General features: G+C 69.9%; 17 protein-coding genes. All 17 read left to right on the forward strand.

The genetic code is table 11. The features are described from left to right. The first annotated feature begins 9 nt into the window (after positions 1-9). The 17 genes from ACFPOE_RS01745 to ACFPOE_RS01825 all read left to right on the forward strand — a co-directional run bounded on the left by ACFPOE_RS01745 (position 10) and on the right by ACFPOE_RS01825 (position 17,316). Positions 10-657: a CoxG family protein gene (locus ACFPOE_RS01745; protein WP_376848272.1), complete on the forward strand. Its 648-nt coding sequence runs from the start codon at positions 10-12 to the stop codon at positions 655-657. Positions 658-670: 13 nt separating this feature from the next. Beyond that, positions 671-1,546: an FAD binding domain-containing protein gene (locus ACFPOE_RS01750; protein ID WP_376848273.1), complete on the forward strand. Its 876-nt coding sequence runs from the start codon at positions 671-673 to the stop codon at positions 1,544-1,546. A 22-nt stretch (positions 1,547-1,568) separates the two neighbouring features. Further along, positions 1,569-2,069, forward strand: a complete 501-nt coding sequence (locus tag ACFPOE_RS01755; RefSeq protein ID WP_376848274.1) for a (2Fe-2S)-binding protein — start codon at positions 1,569-1,571, stop codon at positions 2,067-2,069. Beyond that, complete coding sequence (locus tag ACFPOE_RS01760; RefSeq protein ID WP_376848275.1) at positions 2,066-4,504, forward strand: xanthine dehydrogenase family protein molybdopterin-binding subunit; 2,439 nt, start codon at positions 2,066-2,068, stop codon at positions 4,502-4,504. The genes ACFPOE_RS01755 and ACFPOE_RS01760 overlap by 4 nt, the downstream gene beginning before the upstream one ends. Positions 4,505-4,641: 137 nt before the next feature. Continuing rightward, the gene (locus tag ACFPOE_RS01765; protein WP_376848276.1) at positions 4,642-5,088 is read left to right on the forward strand and encodes a VOC family protein; all 447 of its coding nucleotides are present in this window, start codon (positions 4,642-4,644) and stop codon (positions 5,086-5,088) included. Positions 5,089-5,091: 3 nt separating this feature from the next. After that, positions 5,092-6,360, forward strand: a complete 1,269-nt coding sequence (locus tag ACFPOE_RS01770) for an FAD binding domain-containing protein (RefSeq protein WP_376848277.1) — start codon at positions 5,092-5,094, stop codon at positions 6,358-6,360. Beyond that, a complete protein-coding gene (locus tag ACFPOE_RS01775) occupies positions 6,353-7,612 on the forward strand; it encodes an ABC transporter substrate-binding protein (protein WP_376848278.1) in 1,260 nt (419 codons plus the stop codon). The genes ACFPOE_RS01770 and ACFPOE_RS01775 overlap by 8 nt, the downstream gene beginning before the upstream one ends. Before the next feature lie 13 nt (positions 7,613-7,625). Beyond that, entirely contained in the window at positions 7,626-8,510 is an 885-nt protein-coding gene (locus ACFPOE_RS01780) for a branched-chain amino acid ABC transporter permease (protein WP_376848279.1), read from the forward strand. Then, the gene (locus tag ACFPOE_RS01785; protein WP_376848280.1) at positions 8,510-9,544 is read left to right on the forward strand and encodes a branched-chain amino acid ABC transporter permease; all 1,035 of its coding nucleotides are present in this window, start codon (positions 8,510-8,512) and stop codon (positions 9,542-9,544) included. Before ACFPOE_RS01780 ends, ACFPOE_RS01785 begins: the two co-directional genes overlap by 1 nt. Continuing rightward, positions 9,541-10,284 carry an ABC transporter ATP-binding protein gene (locus tag ACFPOE_RS01790; protein WP_376848281.1) on the forward strand — a complete coding sequence of 248 codons (744 nt, stop codon included), beginning with the start codon at positions 9,541-9,543 and terminating at the stop codon, positions 10,282-10,284. The genes ACFPOE_RS01785 and ACFPOE_RS01790 overlap by 4 nt, the downstream gene beginning before the upstream one ends. After that, the gene (locus tag ACFPOE_RS01795) at positions 10,281-10,994 is read left to right on the forward strand and encodes an ABC transporter ATP-binding protein (protein WP_376848282.1); all 714 of its coding nucleotides are present in this window, start codon (positions 10,281-10,283) and stop codon (positions 10,992-10,994) included. The genes ACFPOE_RS01790 and ACFPOE_RS01795 overlap by 4 nt, the downstream gene beginning before the upstream one ends. Positions 10,995-11,002: 8 nt before the next feature. Continuing rightward, positions 11,003-12,733 carry a CocE/NonD family hydrolase gene (locus ACFPOE_RS01800; RefSeq protein ID WP_376848283.1) on the forward strand — a complete coding sequence of 577 codons (1,731 nt, stop codon included), beginning with the start codon at positions 11,003-11,005 and terminating at the stop codon, positions 12,731-12,733. 47 nt (positions 12,734-12,780) lie between these two features. Further along, the gene (locus ACFPOE_RS01805) at positions 12,781-14,028 is read left to right on the forward strand and encodes an ABC transporter substrate-binding protein (protein WP_376848284.1); all 1,248 of its coding nucleotides are present in this window, start codon (positions 12,781-12,783) and stop codon (positions 14,026-14,028) included. A gap of 1 nt (position 14,029) precedes the next feature. Continuing rightward, positions 14,030-14,899, forward strand: a complete 870-nt coding sequence (locus tag ACFPOE_RS01810) for a branched-chain amino acid ABC transporter permease (protein WP_376848285.1) — start codon at positions 14,030-14,032, stop codon at positions 14,897-14,899. Further along, the gene (locus tag ACFPOE_RS01815) at positions 14,896-15,876 is read left to right on the forward strand and encodes a branched-chain amino acid ABC transporter permease (protein WP_376848286.1); all 981 of its coding nucleotides are present in this window, start codon (positions 14,896-14,898) and stop codon (positions 15,874-15,876) included. The genes ACFPOE_RS01810 and ACFPOE_RS01815 overlap by 4 nt, the downstream gene beginning before the upstream one ends. Further along, positions 15,873-16,613 carry an ABC transporter ATP-binding protein gene (locus ACFPOE_RS01820; protein ID WP_376848287.1) on the forward strand — a complete coding sequence of 247 codons (741 nt, stop codon included), beginning with the start codon at positions 15,873-15,875 and terminating at the stop codon, positions 16,611-16,613. The genes ACFPOE_RS01815 and ACFPOE_RS01820 overlap by 4 nt, the downstream gene beginning before the upstream one ends. Continuing rightward, the gene (locus tag ACFPOE_RS01825; RefSeq protein WP_376848288.1) at positions 16,603-17,316 is read left to right on the forward strand and encodes an ABC transporter ATP-binding protein; all 714 of its coding nucleotides are present in this window, start codon (positions 16,603-16,605) and stop codon (positions 17,314-17,316) included. The genes ACFPOE_RS01820 and ACFPOE_RS01825 overlap by 11 nt, the downstream gene beginning before the upstream one ends.

Raw genomic sequence — 17,316 nt, forward strand, 5'->3', positions numbered from 1 at the left:
GACAGACTGATGGAACTCAATGGCGAAGTGGCCATCGGCGCGCCGCGTGAGCGCGTCTGGTCGGCGCTGAACGACAACGACGTCCTGCGCGCCTGCATCCCCGGCTGCGAAGAGCTGGTGCAGGAGTCGGACTCGGTGCGCCGGGCCCGCGTGATGGTCAAGGCCGGTCCGGTGCGGGCGCGCTTCAACGGCACGCTGACCCTGAGCGACGTGCAGGCGCCGCAACGCTGCGCCATGGGCTTCGAGGGTTCCGGCGGCGCTGCCGGCATGGCAACCGGCAGCGCAAAGGTCGAATTGCATGAAGACGCGGACGGTACCCGCGTGACCTACGCCGTGCGGGCCAGCGTCGGCGGCAAGCTGGGACAGATCGGCGGCCGCATGATCGATGCCGCCGCCAAGCAGCTGGCCGACCAGTTCTTCCAGGCGCTGCGGGCGCAGCTGGCGCCGGTTCCGGCGTCGCCGCAGGACGGTGTTCCGCCCGGGGCGTCCCCGTTGCAGCAAGCCGCAACGCTGGCAGCCCCATCCCCGGGCCTGCCGGCCGCGCCCCTCGTTGCGCGCGTTGCCGCGCCGCCCGGCGAGGCGAGCCGCGTGCTGTGGTTCCTGCTGGGCGTCGCGTCCACGGCCCTGGGCGTCTGGCTCGGCAAAGCCCTGTGCTGAAACGGACAACACCATGAAATCACCCCGCTTCGACTACACCCGGGTCCGGACCGTCGAGGAAGCCCTGGCCCTGCTGGCACAGCACGGCGACGACGCGCGCGTGCTGGCCGGCGGCCAGACCTTGCTGGCGACGCTGAACATGCGCCTGTCCGAACCGGCGCTGCTGATCGACATCACCGGCATCGAAGTGCTGCGGGCCATCGAGCGTCGCGCCGACCGGTTGTGGATCGGCGCGCTCGCCACCCACAGCGACATCGAGGCGTCCGCCCTGGTGGCGGAGCTGGCGCCCCTGCTGTGCGCCGCCGCGCCGCACATCGCGCACCGCGCCATCCGCAATGCCGGCACCTGGGGCGGCTCGCTTGCCTATGCCGACCCCGCCGCCGAATGGCCGGCCTGCCTGCTGGCCCTGGACGGCGTGGTCACGGTGCAGGGGCCGCGCGGGCAGCGCCGCATCCCGGCCGATCAATTCTTCGTCGACCTCTACACCACCGCGCTGGCGCCGGATGAATTGCTGATCGGCGCCGACGTGCCGGTGGCCACCACGGCGGACTGGTTCGGCTTCGACGAGCTGGCCAGGCGGCGCGGCGATTACGCCGCCGCCGGCGTCGCCGTCGCGGCCCGCTTCCAGGGCACGGTGGCGCAACAGGTCCGCCTGGGCTTCCTGGCCGTCGGCGCGACGCCGCTGCGGGCGCCGCGCACGGAAGCGCTGCTTGCCGGCCGCGCGCTGACCAGTTCCACCATCGAGATCGCGCTGGCTTCGCTGAAGGCGGAGCTGGACACCATGCCCGACCTGCACCACGAGGGCGCCACCAAGCAGCACCTGGCAACGGTGCTGGCGCGCCGGCTGCTGGCGGCCGCGCATGCCAGCCGCTCGGCGCTGGCGGCCTGAACTCCACCCGCGAAGAGGCACCATGGCCGAACGACACACCATCGAGCTCACCGTCAACGGCCAGGCGCAGCAGCGCAGCGTCGAACCGCGGCAGCATCTCGTCGACTTCCTGCGCGGCAGCCTCGGCCTGAAAGGCTCGCACCTGGGTTGCGAACACGGCGTGTGCGGCGCCTGCACGGTGGAGGTCGACGGCCGCATCGTGCGCGGCTGCCTGACGCTGGCGGTGCAGGCGCACGGCTGCACCGTGCGCACCATCGAGGGCCTGAGCCGCGACGGCGACGTGAGCGACCTGCAGGACGCGTTCGTGCGGCACAACGCCCTGCAATGCGGCTTCTGCACGCCGGGCATGGTGATGGCGGCCAAGGAGCTGCTGGAGCACAAGCCCGACGCCAGCCGGTCCGAGGTGCGCGACTGGATGAGCGGCAACTACTGCCGCTGCACCGGCTACCAGGCGATCGTCGATGCCGTCTGCGAAACGCTGGATGCGCGTGCCGGCCGGACGGCCACGGGAGCCCGCCCATGACGACGCGAACGATCGAGCCGCGCGCGGCCGGCGAGGTGGTCGAGCGGCCGGACCAGGTGGAGGCGCCGCTGCACTCGGTCACCGAAGACCCGCGCTACATCGGCACCAGCCGCGAGCGGCCGAGCGCGCGCCGGCTGGTGCAGGGGCAAGGCGTCTACGTGGACGACATCGAGTTGCCGCGGATGGCGCACGTCGTGTTCTGGCGCAGTCCGGTGGCGCACTGCCGGATCCTGCGCATCCACGCCGACGCGGCCCGCGCCATGCCCGGCGTGGTGATGGTGGCGGACGGCCGCGACATCGCCACGGTGTGCAAGCCGTGGGTGGCGACGCTGTCGCACCTGGCGGGCATGAAGTCCGCCCTGCAGTATCCGCTGGCGATCGAGCGCGCCTGCTGGCAGGGCGAGGCCGTCGTCGCGATCGTCGCCGAGACGCGCGAGCAGGCCGAAGACGCGCTGCAGCTGTTGCAGGTGGACTTCGAGCGCCTGCCGCCGGCGGTCGACATGGAGACCGCGCTCGATGCGGACACGCCGGTGATCCATCCGGAGCTCGGCGACAACCTGTGCTTCACCCGCAGCCTGGCCACCGCCGGCGTCGACGAGGCGTTCGCGCGGGCCGACACGGTGGTGGAAACCACCTTCGAATTCGGGCGCCACACGGGCGTGACGCTGGAGCCGCGCAGCCAGCTGGCCGACTGGAGCGCCGCCGAGCAGCGCCTGACCGTGTACCACTCCTGCCAGGCGCCGCACATGATGCAGGACCTGTACGCCCGCCAGTTCGAGCTGCCCGAGTCGGCGGTGCGGGTGGTCTGCAAGGACGTGGGCGGCTCCTTCGGCATCAAGGTGCATGCGTATCCGGACGACTTCGCCACGGTGGCGCTGTCGATGCTGTGCCGGCGGCCGGTGAAGTTCGTCGCCGACCGCATCGAGTCGTTCACCAGCGACATCCACGCGCGCCACCACCGGGTGAAGGGCCGGCTGGCGGCCACGCGGGACGGCGAGATCCTGGCCTTCGAGATCGACGACCTGACCGGCATCGGGCCCTATTCGATGTTCCCGCGCACCAGCGCCATCGAGGGCAACCAGGTGGTCAACCTGGTCGGCGGCCCTTACCGGCACCAGCAGTACCGGGCGCACCTGAAGGTGGTGTTCCAGAACAAGACGCCGACCTGCCAGTACCGCGGCGTCGGCCATCCGATCGCCTGCGCCGTCACCGAGGGGCTGGTGGACCTGGCGGCGCGCCAGCTGCGGATGGACCCGCTGGAGTTCCGCCGCCGCAACGTGATGCGCGACGATTCCTATCCCGCCACCGGCGCCAGCGGCATCCGCCTGGAAGTGCTGTCGCACGAAGCGTGCCTGCGGCGCATCGAAGCGATGATGGACTACCCGGCGTTGCGCGCCGAGCAGGCGGCGCTGCGGCAGCGCGGCATCCACCGCGGCATCGGCTTCGCGACGCTGATCGAGCTGACCAATCCGGGCGCCGCGTTCTATGGCGTGGGCGGCGCCCGCATCGCGTCCCAGGACGGCTGCACCGCCAGGCTGGATCCGTCCGGCGCCGTGACCGTGATGGCCAGCGTCGGCGAACAGGGGCAGGGCAACGACGGCATCTTCCGGCAGATCGCGGCGGATGCCGTCGGCGTCGACCTGGAGATGGTGCGGGTGATCACCGGCGACACCGACGTGACGCCCTATGGCGGCGGCACCTGGGCCTCGCGCGGCGCGGGCATCGGCGGCGAGGCGGTGCTGCTGGCCGGCCAGGCGCTGCGCGCCAACATCCTCAAGCTGGCGGCGGTGATGCTGCAACGCGACGCCGCCGACCTGGCGGTCCGGCGCGGCCATGTGGTCGACGCGCAGACGTCCGTCCAGCTGCTCTCCTTCGCCGAACTGGGCCGCGTCGCCTACTACCGGTCCGACACCCTGCCCAAGGATTTCACGCCGGAACTGATGGTGACGCGCCATTACGCGCAGCGCGACTTCCCGTTCATCTTCACCAACGGCGTGCAGGCCTCCTACGTGGAGGTCGACCCGGAGACCGGCCAGGTGCGGCTGCTCCGGCACTGGGCGGTGGAGGACTGCGGGCGCGTGATCAACCCGCAGCTGGTGGACGAACAGATCCGCGGCGCGATCGTGCAGGGCCTGGGCGGCGCGCTGCTCGAGGAGTGCCTGTACGACGACCAAGGGCTGATGCGCAACGCCAGCCTGGCCGACTACCTGGTGCCGATGAGTTCCGAGATGCCCGACATCGAGGTGGCGCACGTGCAGACGCCGACCCGCAGCAGCCAGCTCGGCGCTAAAGGCGCCGGCGAGGCCGGGACGGCCGGCGCACCGGCGGCGGTGATGAACGCGATCAACGATGCGCTGGCGCCGCTCGGCGCGCAGGTGTGGTCGCAGCCGATCACGCCGGAGAAGATCCTGCGGGCGCTGGGCCACGTCCCGTGAGCACGCCGATCGCGCCTAGGGTTCGTCCCGATGCAGCGCGCCCACCCTCACTTCAACAATGCTGCGATGGTTTACAGCTTGGTCAATAAAGGGGAGTGCAGGCGGTTGCCCCCTGCTCCGCCGCCCGGAATCCGCCCATGACGCTGTCCCTGAACCACTTCTCGGTCCGCACCCTGGACCTCGAAGCCACCCGCACCTTCTACGAGAAGGTGCTGGGGCTGACGGTGGGCCCGCGTCCGGACTTCCCGTTCCCGGGCTTCTGGATGTACCGCGGCGACCATGGCGACATCGCCAACGCCGTCGTCCACCTCATTGGCATGGATCCGAACGACGCGAAGGGCCTGAAGAACTACCTGGGCGACCGCGACGCCTCCAGCCTGCACGGCACCGGCGCCGTCGACCACGTCGCCTTCTTCGCGACCGGCCTGGCGGCGATGCGCGCGCACCTGCGCGCCATCGGCGTCGCCGCGCGCGAACGCACCGTTCCCACCATCGGCCTGCACCAGCTGTTCCTGGACGATCCCAACGGCGTCGTGATCGAGCTGAACTATCCCGCGGCGGAGCAGTCCGCACCCGGGAGCTGAGGCATGTCCCACGTCCTCGTGGCCGGCGGGTCGCTCGGCGGGCTGATGGCCGCCGTACTGCTGGCGCGCGCGGGCCATGAGGTGACCGTGCTGGAGAAGGCGGCCGGCGCCATGGACGGCCGCGGTGCGGGCATCGTCACGCACCACGCGCTCGAGGAAGGCCTGCGGCGCTGCGGCATGCCGCGCGACTTCGCGCTGGGCATCACGGTGCCGGGGCGCGTCACGCTGGACAGCGACGGCCGGGTCCTGGGCGAGATGGAGATGCCGCAGGTCCTGACCTCGTGGAGCCGCCTTTACCAGCTGCTGCACGGCATGCTGCCGGACCTGCCGCGCGTGCAGTACCGGCAGGGCGTGGTGGCGCAGTCGGTGGAACAGGACGCCGGCAAAGTGCGGCTTCACACCAGCGCCGGGATCTTCGAGGGCGACCTGCTGGTCGCCGCCGACGGCATCCGTTCCGCGGTGCGCCAGCAATACTGGCCGCAAGTACAGCCGCAGTACGCCGGCTACGTCGCATGGCGCGGCCTGTGCGACGAGGCGGTGCTGTCGCGCGGCGCGCGGGACGCCGTGTTCGACCGCTTCAGTTTCTGCCTGCCGCCCGGCGAGCAGATGCTCGGCTACCCGGTGGCCGGCGCCGGCAACAGCACGCAGCCCGGCGAGCGCGCCTGGAACTTCGTCTGGTACCGCCCGGCGCCGGCACCCGACGGCTTGGCGCAGCTGCTCACCGACGCCGACGGCGTGCACTTCCCGCACGGGATTCCGCCGGCCAGGGTGTCCTGGCGCAGCGTGGCGGCGATGCGCGCGGACGGCCGCCGCCTGCTCGCGCCGGCCTTTGCCGAGATCGTCGAGAAATGCGCGCAGCCTTTCCTGCAGCCGATCCACGACCTGAGCTCCGAGACGCTGGTCGACGGCGCCGTCGCCCTGCTGGGGGACGCCGCCTTCGTCGCCCGTCCGCACGTCGGCATGGGCGTGACCAAGGCGATGCAGGACGCGCTGGCGCTCGACCAGGCAGTGCGGGCCCACGGCGCGACGCCGCAGGCGCTGCAAGCCTATGCCTCCGTGCGGCAGCCCGCCGGCCAGCAGGTCGTGCAGCGCGCGCGGCGCCTGGGCGCCTACATGCAGGCCTGCGGCCAGGACGGAAACAGCGCGCAGCCGCGCGACGCCCTGGCCGTCATGGCGGAGACGGCCGTCGACCTGGAGCGCATCGAGCTCGCATCCCGTTCGTCGCAGCCCGGCGCAACCCACAACCACCCCGAGGAGACCCACCATGGCTGAATCGCAAGATCCTTCTTCGTCCGCGCTGTCGCGCCGCCAGCTGCTGCAGGCAGGCGCAGCCGGCGTCGCGCTGTCGGCATCGCCGTTCGCGGTGAACATCGTGCACGCGCAGGGGGCCAACATCAAGATCGGCTTCCTGGTGCCGCAGACCGGCGCCTATTCGGCCGAGGCGCGCGACCAGGTGCGCGCCGCCGAGATCGCCATCAAGGACTTCAACGACGCCGGCGGCTTCAACGGCCGCAAGGCCGAACTGCTGGTGCGCGACGACAAGCTCAACCCGGGCGAGGCGGCGACCCGCACGCTGGAACTGATCGAGAAGGACAAGGCCGACTTCATCGTCGGCTCCCTGTCCGCCGCCACCCAGCTGTCGATGAACGCCGTGACGCGCGAGCGCAAGGTGATCTTCAACTCGATCAGCCAGTCGGACGCGATCAACGAGGCCAAGGACTGGAGCCCGTACACCTTTCACGAGGCGCTCAATCCGCACCTCACCTCCGGGGCCGTCGCGCGGTACGCATTCCCGAAGTACGGCAAGAAGATCGTCTACCTGACGGCCGACTATGCCTACGGCCACGAGATGGTGCGCGGCTTCGAGCGCGCCGGCAAGGAGCTGGGCGCCACCACGCTTGCCGACATCCGCCACCCGATCGGCGCCGCCGACTACTCGGCGTTCCTGCCGCGCATCCAGGCCCTCAAGCCGGACATCCTGGTGCTGTGCAACTTCGGCCGCGACCTGACCAACTCCTGCAAGCAGGCCACGGACTTCGGCCTGAAGGAGACCACCCGCATCATCACGCCGGTGCTGGTGCTGACCGCGCGCATGAGCGGCGGCGCGGACGTGTTCGAGGGCGTGGTGGGCGGCACCTCGTACTACTGGGGCATGGAGAGCACCATCCCGAGCGCGAAGGCCTTCAACGACAAGTTCCGCAAGGCCTACGGCGGCGCCGTGCCGTCGGACTACGGCGCGCTCGGCTACGCCGGCGTGCGCAGCGTGCTGCAGGGCGTGCTCGACGCCAAGTCGACCGAGTCGCTCAAGGTGAGCGAGGCGATGAGCCGCATGAAGTACAACTGGTACAAGGGCGACCAGTTCTACCGCAAGTGCGACCACCAGTCGGTGCAGTCGGTGATCATCGTGGAGTCCAAGGGCGCCAAGGCCATGAAGGGGCCCGACGACGTGTTCAACATCGTCCACGTCGACGCGCCGAGCGAGGCCAACCTGCGCAGCTGCGCCGAGCTCGGGCACAAGGCCTGATCCCCCAAGTCCCGTGGAGCACGTCACCGTCTCGCTGGTCGCACTGCAGCTTGTCACCGGACTCGCGCTGGGGGCGGTGTATGCCTTGCTGGCGGTGGGCCTGTCGCTGATCTTCGGGATGCTCACGGTGGTGAACTTCGCCCACGGCGCCTTCTTCATGGTCGGCGCCTTTCTGGGCGTCTATTTCCAGGTGGCGACCGGCAGCTTCCTGTTGAGCCTGCTGATCACGCCGCTGGTGGTCGGCGCGGTGGGGCTGCTGTGCGAGCGCTTCCTGGTGCGGCCGCTGTACGGGCGCGGCATCGACTATCCGCTGCTGCTGACCTTCGGCCTGAGCTACGTGCTGATCGAGGCGATGCGGATGGTGTTCGGCATCGACGGCATGCCCTCGAGCACGCCGCCGGCGCTGCGCGGCGCGGTCGACCTGGGCTTCGGCCACTTCCCGCTTTACCGGCTGGTGCTGATCGGGGCCACGGCGGTCGTGGTGTTCGCGTTGTGGCTGTTCATCGAGAAGACGCGCTACGGCCTGATCATCCGCGCGGGCTCGCGCGACCCCGAGATCGTCCGCGTGCTGGGCGTCGACGTCTCCCGCATCTGGTGGCTGGTGTTCGGCATCGGCACCGCCATCGCCGGCCTGTCGGGCGTGCTGGCGGCGCCGACGCGGGCAGTGAACGCCGAGATGGGCATCACCGTGCTGGCCGAATCCTTCGTGGTCACCGTGGTGGGCGGAATGGGATCGCTGCCCGGGGCGGTGGTGGCCGGGCTGCTGGTCGGCATGGTCGTCAGCCTCACCTCGCTGTTCGCGCCGGACCTGGCGGAGCTGTCGATCTTCGTCCTGATGGCGCTGGTGCTGCTGGTGCGCCCACAGGGGCTGTTCGGCAAGGCCGGACTGATGGCCTGATGACTGCACGGCTGATGTCCTGGATCAGGCTGGTCGAGCGGCACCGGGTGGCGGCGGTGCTGCTGTTCCTGCTGGTGTTCCCGCTGCTGATGCCGTACGAGGCGCTGGCGGTCAACATCCTGATCTTCGGCCTGTACGCGGTGGGCTTCAACCTGCTGTTCGGATACACCGGCCTGCTGTCCTTCGGCCACGCCGCCTTCTTCGGGACCGGCGGCTACCTGGCAGGGATCGCCATCGTGAACATGGCGCTGCCGTGGCCCCTGGCCATCGCTGTCGGCGTTGCGGCGTCCGCGCTGGTCGGCCTGGTGATCGGCTGGCTGGCCATCCGCACCCGCGGCATCTACTTTTCCATGGTCACCCTGGCGCTCGGCCAGATCGTCTACTACGCCTTCTACAAGGCGGAGCGCTGGACCGGCGGCGAGAACGGGCTGCGGGGCGTGCGGGTGGATGCCGTCGACCTGGCGGGTTTCCGCCTGGACTTCACCAACCCGACCACCAAGTATTACGTGATCTACGTCTTCGTCGCGGCTGCGTTGTGGCTGGTGTCGCGCATCCTCTCGTCGCCGCTGGGGGCGGTGATGGAGGCGATCCGCGAGAACGACAAGCGCGCCGCCGCCTGCGGCTACGACGTGGGCCGCACCAAGCTGCTGGTGTTCGTGCTGTCGGCGGCGCTGTGCGGCCTGGCCGGGGCGCTGCGCGCGCTGCACCTGTCGGTGGTGCCGATCGATTCGCTGCATTACCTGACCTCCGGCCACGCGGTGATGATGTGCCTATTGGGCGGCATGGGCACATTCTTCGGCCCATTCGTCGGCGCCGGGGTATTCCTGTACCTGGAAGACGCGGTCACCAACCTCACGACGCACTGGATGGCCGTGGTGGGCGTGATCTTCATTCTGTTCGTGCTGTTCTTCCCGCGCGGCATCTGGGGCACGCTGCTGCATGAACTGCGGCGCCGCACCCGGCTGCCGGAGCCGCCGGCAGCGCGCGACGTCGGCGCCACCGTCGCGGCGCCCGGCGCGGGAGCCGCGAAATGAGCGACGTCATCCTGGAAGCGCGGGACGTCAGCATGCGCTTCGGCCAGTTCAAGGCCCTGAGCAACATCAGCGCCAGTTTCCGGGCGCGCGAGCTGTGCGCCATCATCGGCCCCAACGGCGCCGGCAAGAGCACCTTCTTCAACATCCTGAGCGGCGCCATCGCGCCCACCACCGGCCGCGTGCTGTTCCGCGGCGACGACGTGACGGCGCTGCCGCAACACGCGTACGCGCGGCTCGGCATCGCCAAGAGCTTCCAGATCACCAATGTGTTCAAGCAGCTCAGCGCCCACGAGAACGTGCGCGTCGCGGTGCAGATGCGGCACGCGCGCTTCGACTTCCTGCGGGCGCGCACCGCGCTCGCCGGAGTGGCCGAGCAGGCGCAGGCGCTGCTGGAGCGCGTCGGGCTGGGCAACGTGCCCGGCCGCACGGCCGCCGACCTGGCCCACGGGCAGCAACGCGCCCTGGAGATGGCGATGGCGCTGGCGTCGGACCCGCAGCTGCTGCTGCTGGACGAGCCGACGGCGGGCATGTCGCCGGAAGAGACCACCGTGATGATGGGCCTCATCGAGCAGCTGGCGGCGGAGCGCACGGTCATCCTGGTCGAACACAAGATGAAGCTGGTGATGGGCATCTGCCGCCGGCTGATCGTTCTGCACCACGGCGAGCTGCTGGCCGACGGCACGCCGCAGGACATCCGCGCCAATGCGGAAGTGCGCCGCGTCTACCTGGGGAAGGGATGATGCCGCTGCTGCAGGTGACCGGCCTCGACGCGTGGTACGACCGCAGCCACGTGGTGCAGGGCATCTCGTTCGAGGTGCATGCGGGCGAGATCGTCACGCTGATGGGCCGCAACGGCGCCGGCAAGACGACGACGCTGCGCACCCTGATGGGCCTGCTGGCGCGCAGCGCCGGCCAGATCACTTTCGCCGGGCACCAGCTGCAGGGCAAGCCGGCGCACCTGCGCTATCACCTGGAGCTGGCCTACGTTCCCGAAGACCGGCGCATCGTCGCCGGCCTGACCGTGCGCCAGAACCTGCAGCTGGGGTTGATCGCCAGTGCCCGCCGCGGCGAGACGGACGCGATGATCGAGGAGATCGCGGCCACCTTTCCGCGCCTGAAGGAGCGGCTGGAACAGGAGGCCACCTCGCTGTCGGGCGGCGAGCAGCAGATGCTGGCGATCGCCCGCGCGATGATGGCGCGGCCACGGATGATCCTGCTGGACGAACCGTCGGAAGGGATCATGCCGGTGCTGGTGGACGAGATGTTCGAACTGTTCGGCCGCATGAAGCAGCAGGGCACGACGATCCTGCTGGTGGAACAGAACGTGGAGCGCGCGCTGTCGATCTCCGACCGCGCGTACATCCTGGACCAGGGGCACATCGTTCACACGGGGACCGCCGCGGAGCTGCTGGCGGACACGGACATCCAGAACCGCTATTGCGCGGTGTAGGAGCGAAGATGGCCAAGACGGACATGGCGATCGACTGGGACGTTGGCATCGCGATGGACGATGGCCTGGTGCTGCGCGCCGACGTGTTCCGCCCCGCGGCAGCCGGGCGCTACCCGGTGCTCCTGAGCTACGGGCCGTACGCCAAGGGCCTGGCGTTCCAGGACGGTTATCCGAGCGCGTGGCAGAAGATGGTGGCCGACCACCCCGACGTTCCGCACGGCTCGTCCAACCTGTACCAGAACTGGGAAGTAGTGGATCCGGAGAAGTGGGTGCCCGACGGCTACGTCTGCGTGCGGGTCGACTCGCGCGGCTGCGGGCGCTCGCCGGGCTACGTCGACCACTTCTCGCCGCGCGAGACGCGCGACTTCCACGACTGCATCGAGTGGGCCGGCGTGCAGCCGTGGTCCAGCGGCAAGGTCGGCCTGTCCGGCGTCTCCTACTTCGGCATCAACCAGTGGCAGGTGGCAGGGCTGCAGCCGCCGCACCTCGCCGCCATGTGCATCTGGGAGGGCGCGGCCGACTGGTATCGCGACATGACGCACCACGGCGGCATCCTGTCCACCTTCTGGGCGAACTGGTACGACATGCAGGTCAAGACCGTGCAGTACGGCCTGGGCGGGCGCGGGCCGCGCAACCGCGCCAATCCGCTGCTGCCGGTGTGCGGCGACGAGACCCTGTCGGACGCGCAGCTCGCCGCCAGCCGCTGCTCCTTCGGCGACGACATCCTGTCGCACCCGCTGGAGGACGACTACCACCGGGAGCGTTCCGCGAAGTGGGACGCGATCACGGTGCCCTTCCTGTCCGCGGGCAACTGGGGCGGCCAGGGCCTGCACCTGCGCGGCAACAGCGAGGCCTTCATCCGCGCCGCCTCCAGGCACAAGTGGCTGGAGATGCACGGGCTGGAGCACTGGACCCACTTCTACACCGACTACGGCATCGCCATCCAGAAGCGCTTCTTCGGCCACTTCCTCAAGGGCGAGCGCAACGGCTGGGACCGCGAGCCGGCGGTGCGCCTGCAGGTGCGCCATCCGGAGCATTTCGTGGAGCGCACCGAGAGCGCGTGGCCGATCGCGCGCACGCAATGGACGCGCATGCACCTGTGCCCTGCCGGCCAGGCCTTGCTGCCGGACGCGCCGCAAGCCGAAGCCAGCGTCTCCTTCGACGCGCTGGGCGACGGCCTGAGCTTCCTGTCGGCGCCGCTGCCGCAGTCCACCGAGATCACCGGCCCGCTGGCCGCCAGGCTGCGGGTCTCCTCGACGACCACCGACGCCGACATCTTCCTGGTCGTGCGGGTGTTCACCGCCGACCTGCGCGAAGTGACCTTCGCCGGCGCCATCGACCCGCACACGCCGGTGGCGCAGGGCTGGCTGCGGGCGTCGCAGCGCGCGCTGGACCCCGAGCTCAGCCGCGAATGGCGGCCGTACCACAGCCACACGCGCGTCGACAAGCTGGTGCCGGGGCAACCGGTGGACCTCGACATCGAGCTGTGGCCCACCTCGATGGTCGTGCCGGCCGGCTGCCGCATCGCCCTGTCGGTGCGGGGCCGCGACTACATCTACGCCGAGAAGACCGGGCTGAAGCTGTCGAACTTCAAGAACGAGCTGCGCGGTTGCGGGCCGTTCCTGCACGACGACCCGCGCGACCGCCCGGCGCGCGAGTTCGGCGGCACCACCACATTGCATTTCGGCCCCGGCCACCAGGGCTGGCTGCTGCTGCCGGTGATTCCCGCCGGCACCTGACAAGGATCCCGCTTTCTTCAACGACCCAGCGACAAGGAGACTTTCAAATGCAAAACAGACGCGAATTCGTCACGGCCGCCGCGGCGGCCGCCGCCAGCGCGGCGCTGCCCGGCGCGGTCAATGCACAGGCAGCCGGCGAACCCATCCGGGTCGGGCTGCTCACCGTCAAGAGCGGGCCGCTCGCCTCCGGCGGCATCGACATGGAGCGCGCCATGGTGATGTACCTGGCGGAACGCAACAACATGCTCGCGGGGCGGAAGGTCCAGCTGATCGTGGCCGACACGGGCGGCGTCCCGGCGACGGCGAAGGCCAAGACCCAGGAGCTGGTGGAGCTCAACAAGGTCAACGTCCTGATCGGCCCGCTCGCCGCCTTCGAGGCGCTCGCCATCGACGACTACATCAAGGCCCACAAGGTGCCGACGCTGTCGGTCGCGGCCGCCGAGGACATGACGCAGCGCAAGCCCAATCCCTGGTTCGTGCGCGCCACCTCGACCTCGGCCCAGTGCTCGCACGTCATGGCCGACCACTGCGCCAAGACGCTGAAGTACAAGCGCATGGCGATGATCGCCGACGACATCGCCTACGGCCAGGAGATGAACGCCGGCTTCCAGCGCGTGTTCGAGGAGAACGGCGGCAAGATCGTGCAGAAGATGTTCCCGCCGCTCACCGCCCCGGACTACGGCAGCTTCCTGGCGCAGATGAAGACCAACGTCGACGCGATCTTCCTGGGCTTTGCCGGGTCCAACGGCTTTCGCTTCATCCGCCAGTTCAACGAGTACGGGCTGCGCGGCAAGGTGGCCATCGTCGGCGGCATGACCGCGATCGACGAATCGGTGCTGCGCAACATGGGCGACGAGGCGCTGGGCATCCAGACATCCTGCTGGTACTCGGCGGAGCTGGCCAATCCGATCAACGCGCGCTTCGCCCCGGCCTTCCGCAAGCAGTTCGGCTACGACCCGGGCTTCTACGCCGCGGCCACCTATTGCAACGGCTCGGTGCTGGAGGCTGCGCTCAACGCGGTGAAGGGCAATGTGGCGAACAAGGAGGCGTTCATGGCGGCCCTGCGCAAGACCGACGTCCAGACCGCACGCGGACCGGTGCGCTTCGACGAGTACGGCAACGTGGTCGGCGACGTCTACATCCGGCAGGTCCAGCGCAAGGAGGGCCGGCTGGTCAATTCGGTGATCAAGACCTACCCGAACGTGAGCCAGTTCTGGACCTACGACCCGAAGGCCTTCCTGGCCAACCCGGTGTACTCGCGCGACTACCCGCCGTCCAAGAACCTGGAAAGCTGAAATGAGCGGCCTGCAGATCTGGGCGATCCAGACGCTCAACAGCCTGGCCCTCGGAGGGCTGCTGTACATGCTGTCGTCGGGATTCGCCCTGATCTTCGGCCTGATGCGGGTCGCCAACCTGACGCACGGCTCGCTGTTCATGATCGGCGCCTACGTGGCGGCGACGGTGGTGCGGGAGGGGCACAACCTGTTCCTCGCCGCGCTCGCCGCCATGCTCTGCGTCGGCCTGCTCGGCGGCCTGATCGAGCGCCTGATCCTGCGCCGCCTGGGCGGCAATTCCCAGGGCCAGGTGCTGGCGACGCTGGGGCTGTCCTTCGTCGCCGCCGACGCCTGCCTGATGATCTGGGGGGGCGACCCGCTGCCCGTCAACGCGCCGGCGATGCTGCAGATGCCGCTGCATCTGTTCGGCCTGAGCTTTCCCGCCTACCGGCTGGTGGTGCTGGCGATCTCCATCGTCGCGGCGCTGCTGCTGTATCTGCTGATCGAGCGCACGCGCCTGGGCGCGATGATCCGCGCCGGGGTCGACGACATGCCGATGGCGCGTGCCGTCGGCATCCCCGCTTCGCTCCTGTTCACGACGGTGTTCTGCCTGGGCGCGGCGCTGGCGGGACTGGGCGGCACGCTCGCCGGGCCGATCTTCAACGCCTACCCGGGCCTGGACGCCGAGATGCTGCCGCTGGCGCTGATCGTCGTGATCCTCGGCGGCGTCGGCAGCCTGGCCGGCACCTTCGTGGCCAGCTTCATCGTCGGCTTCATCTACACATTCGGGATCTTCCTCGTGCCCGACCTCGCCTACGTCATCCTGTTCCTGCCGATGGTGCTGGTGCTGGCCTTCCGGCCGCAGGGCCTGTTCGGGCGGAGCCTCTCATGAGCGCGCCGGACCGCCCTGAGGGCGCCTTCGCAGCATCCACCGCGTGGCGGTGGCTGCCGCTGGGCATCGTCGTGCTGCTGGCGCTGCTGCCCTTCGCAGTCGGCGAATACTTCGTCAACCTGGCCAGCCAGGTCGTGATCGCGGTGGTGTTCGCCTCCAGCCTGAACCTGCTGGTGGGCTATGGCGGGCTCACCTCCCTGGGCCACGCCGCCTTCCTCGGCATTTCCGCGTACACCAGCGCGTGGCTCACCACCCGGATGGGCCTGGGGCATGCGGTGACGGCGCCGGCGGCGCTGATGGTCACGACCGCGATGGGAATGCTGTTCGGCTGGATCTCGCTGCGCGCCAGCGGCCTGGGCTTCCTGATGCTGACGCTGGCGCTGTCGCAGATCGTCTGGGGCCTGGGCTACCGGCTGGTATCGGTGACCAACGGCGACAACGGGATCTCGGGCCTGACCCGGCCGCATCCCTTCGGCTGGGACCTGGACATCAGCAGCAACTATTACTGGTTCTCGCTGGCGATCGGTTGCCTCTGCGTCTACCTGATGAAGCGGCTGATCGAATCGCCGTTCGGCGCCAGCCTGCGCGGCACGCGCGACCAGCCGCGGCGGATGGCCGCGCTCGGGTACCACGTGTGGGCGATCCGCTGGACGACCTTCGTCGCATCGAGCTTCTTCGCCGGCGTCGCCGGCCTGCTGTACGTCTACTTCCACAAGTACATCCACCCCAGCGTGACGGCCGTGCCGGTGTCCGCCGAAGCGCTGCTCAGCGTGATCGCCGGCGGCGCCGGGACCGTGTACGGGCCGGCGCTCGGCGCGCTGCTGGTGGTGGTGCTCAAGAACTATGCCTCGGCCTTCATCGAGCGCTGGAACATGATGCTGGGCCTGGTGTTCCTGTTCATCGTGGTCTTCATGCCGGCCGGCCTGGTGGCGGGCCTGTCGTCGGCCCGGCGCAGGCTGTCCAGGGGGCGGGCATGACCGCGGCGCTGGAGGTCAGCCACCTGCGAAAGAGCTTCGGCGGCATGGCGGTGACGCAGGACGTGTCGCTCACGGTGCAGCCCGGCGAGCGGCGCCTGATCATCGGGCCCAACGGCGCCGGCAAGACGACGCTGTTCAACCAGATCGCGGGCGACATCGCCAGCGACTCGGGGAGCATCCGGATCTTCGGCGAGGACGTCACCCACCTGCCGGTGCGGCGCCGCGCGCACCTGGGCATGGGCCGCACCTACCAGGTGATCACGCTCTTTCCGCGCGACACGCTGGCGCACAACGTGGTGCTGGGCATCCTGGGCACCGACCGGCGGCGCTTCCAGCCGCTGCGTGCGCTGGTGTCCGAGCGCGCACTGCACCAGCAGGCGCTGGCGGTGCTGGACACCGTCGGCCTGGCCGACCGCGCGGAGCAGCTCGCGGGCGAGATTTCGTACGGCGAGCAGCGCCGCGTGGAGATCGCCGTGGCGATGGCGCAGTCGCCGCGCCTGCTGCTGCTGGACGAGCCCCTGGCCGGCCTGTCCAAGGATGAAAGGACGATCGTGTGCGCGCTCATCGCGGACATCCCGCGCGAGACGACGATCGTGATGATCGAGCACGACATGGACAGCGCCCTGGCATTCGCCGAGCAGATCTCGCTGCTGCACTACGGCCAGCTGATCGTCGAGGGCGACCGCGAGATGGTGGTGGCCGATCCCCGCACCCAGGAGGTGTACCTTGGCGTCTGATGCCCTGGTGCTCGACGGCGTGCATGCCCATTACGGCCGCAGCCACGTGCTGCATGGCGTCAGCCTGAGCCTGCGCCGCGGCGCCCTGCTGGCCCTGCTCGGGCGCAACGGCGCCGGCAAGAGCACCACCATGCTGACCATCGCCGGCCTCATCAAGCCCAGCGGCGGCCGCATCAGCGCCGGCGGCACGGCGATCGACGCGCTGGCGCCGGAGGCGATCGCGCGCAGCGGCGTGCGGCTGGTGCCGCAGGGACGGCGCGTGTTTCCCAGCCTCACCGTGGACGAGAACCTCGCCGTCGCGGCGCAGATGCGCCCCGTCCCCCGCCCCTGGACCATGGAGCGCGTGTTCGAGTTGTTCCCGCACCTCGAGCGGCGGCGCCGCCAGCGCGCCGGAACCCTGTCGGGCGGCGAGCAGCAGATGCTGGCCATCGGCCGCGCCCTGATGGGCAACCCGGAGGTGCTGTTGCTCGATGAACCCTCCGAGGGGCTGGCGCCGCTGCTCGTGGTCGAGGTCGTCAGGGGCATCGCACAGCTGAAGGCCGAGGGCCTGTCGATCATCCTGGTGGAGCAGAATTTCAAGCTGGCGATGACGCTCGCGGACGACGTGGTGGTGCTCAACACCGGCGCGGTCGCCATCAGCGGCACGGCGGCGCAGGTGCTGGCCGACCCGAAGGCATTCACCTCCCACCTGAGCGTCACATGA

Source organism: Caenimonas terrae (genome assembly GCF_042655405.1).
Taxonomy (GTDB): domain Bacteria; phylum Pseudomonadota; class Gammaproteobacteria; order Burkholderiales; family Burkholderiaceae_C; genus Ramlibacter; species Ramlibacter terrae_A.

Bases quoted from the DNA above. Each gene is read 5' to 3' on its own strand.
- ACFPOE_RS01750 (WP_376848273.1), top strand. From the start codon at position 671: ATGAAATCACCCCGCTTCGACTACACCCGGGTCCGGACCGTCGAGGAA.
- ACFPOE_RS01745 (WP_376848272.1), top strand. From the start codon at position 10: ATGGAACTCAATGGCGAAGTGGCCATCGGCGCGCCGCGTGAGCGCGTC.
- ACFPOE_RS01765 (WP_376848276.1), top strand. From the start codon at position 4,642: ATGACGCTGTCCCTGAACCACTTCTCGGTCCGCACCCTGGACCTCGAA.
- ACFPOE_RS01770 (WP_376848277.1), top strand. From the start codon at position 5,092: ATGTCCCACGTCCTCGTGGCCGGCGGGTCGCTCGGCGGGCTGATGGCC.
- ACFPOE_RS01810 (WP_376848285.1), top strand. From the start codon at position 14,030: ATGAGCGGCCTGCAGATCTGGGCGATCCAGACGCTCAACAGCCTGGCC.
- ACFPOE_RS01800 (WP_376848283.1), top strand. From the start codon at position 11,003: ATGGCCAAGACGGACATGGCGATCGACTGGGACGTTGGCATCGCGATG.
- ACFPOE_RS01805 (WP_376848284.1), top strand. From the start codon at position 12,781: ATGCAAAACAGACGCGAATTCGTCACGGCCGCCGCGGCGGCCGCCGCC.
- ACFPOE_RS01790 (WP_376848281.1), top strand. From the start codon at position 9,541: ATGAGCGACGTCATCCTGGAAGCGCGGGACGTCAGCATGCGCTTCGGC.
- ACFPOE_RS01755 (WP_376848274.1), top strand. From the start codon at position 1,569: ATGGCCGAACGACACACCATCGAGCTCACCGTCAACGGCCAGGCGCAG.
- ACFPOE_RS01775 (WP_376848278.1), top strand. From the start codon at position 6,353: ATGGCTGAATCGCAAGATCCTTCTTCGTCCGCGCTGTCGCGCCGCCAG.
- ACFPOE_RS01785 (WP_376848280.1), top strand. From the start codon at position 8,510: ATGACTGCACGGCTGATGTCCTGGATCAGGCTGGTCGAGCGGCACCGG.
- ACFPOE_RS01815 (WP_376848286.1), top strand. From the start codon at position 14,896: ATGAGCGCGCCGGACCGCCCTGAGGGCGCCTTCGCAGCATCCACCGCG.
- ACFPOE_RS01820 (WP_376848287.1), top strand. From the start codon at position 15,873: ATGACCGCGGCGCTGGAGGTCAGCCACCTGCGAAAGAGCTTCGGCGGC.
- ACFPOE_RS01760 (WP_376848275.1), top strand. From the start codon at position 2,066: ATGACGACGCGAACGATCGAGCCGCGCGCGGCCGGCGAGGTGGTCGAG.
- ACFPOE_RS01795 (WP_376848282.1), top strand. From the start codon at position 10,281: ATGATGCCGCTGCTGCAGGTGACCGGCCTCGACGCGTGGTACGACCGC.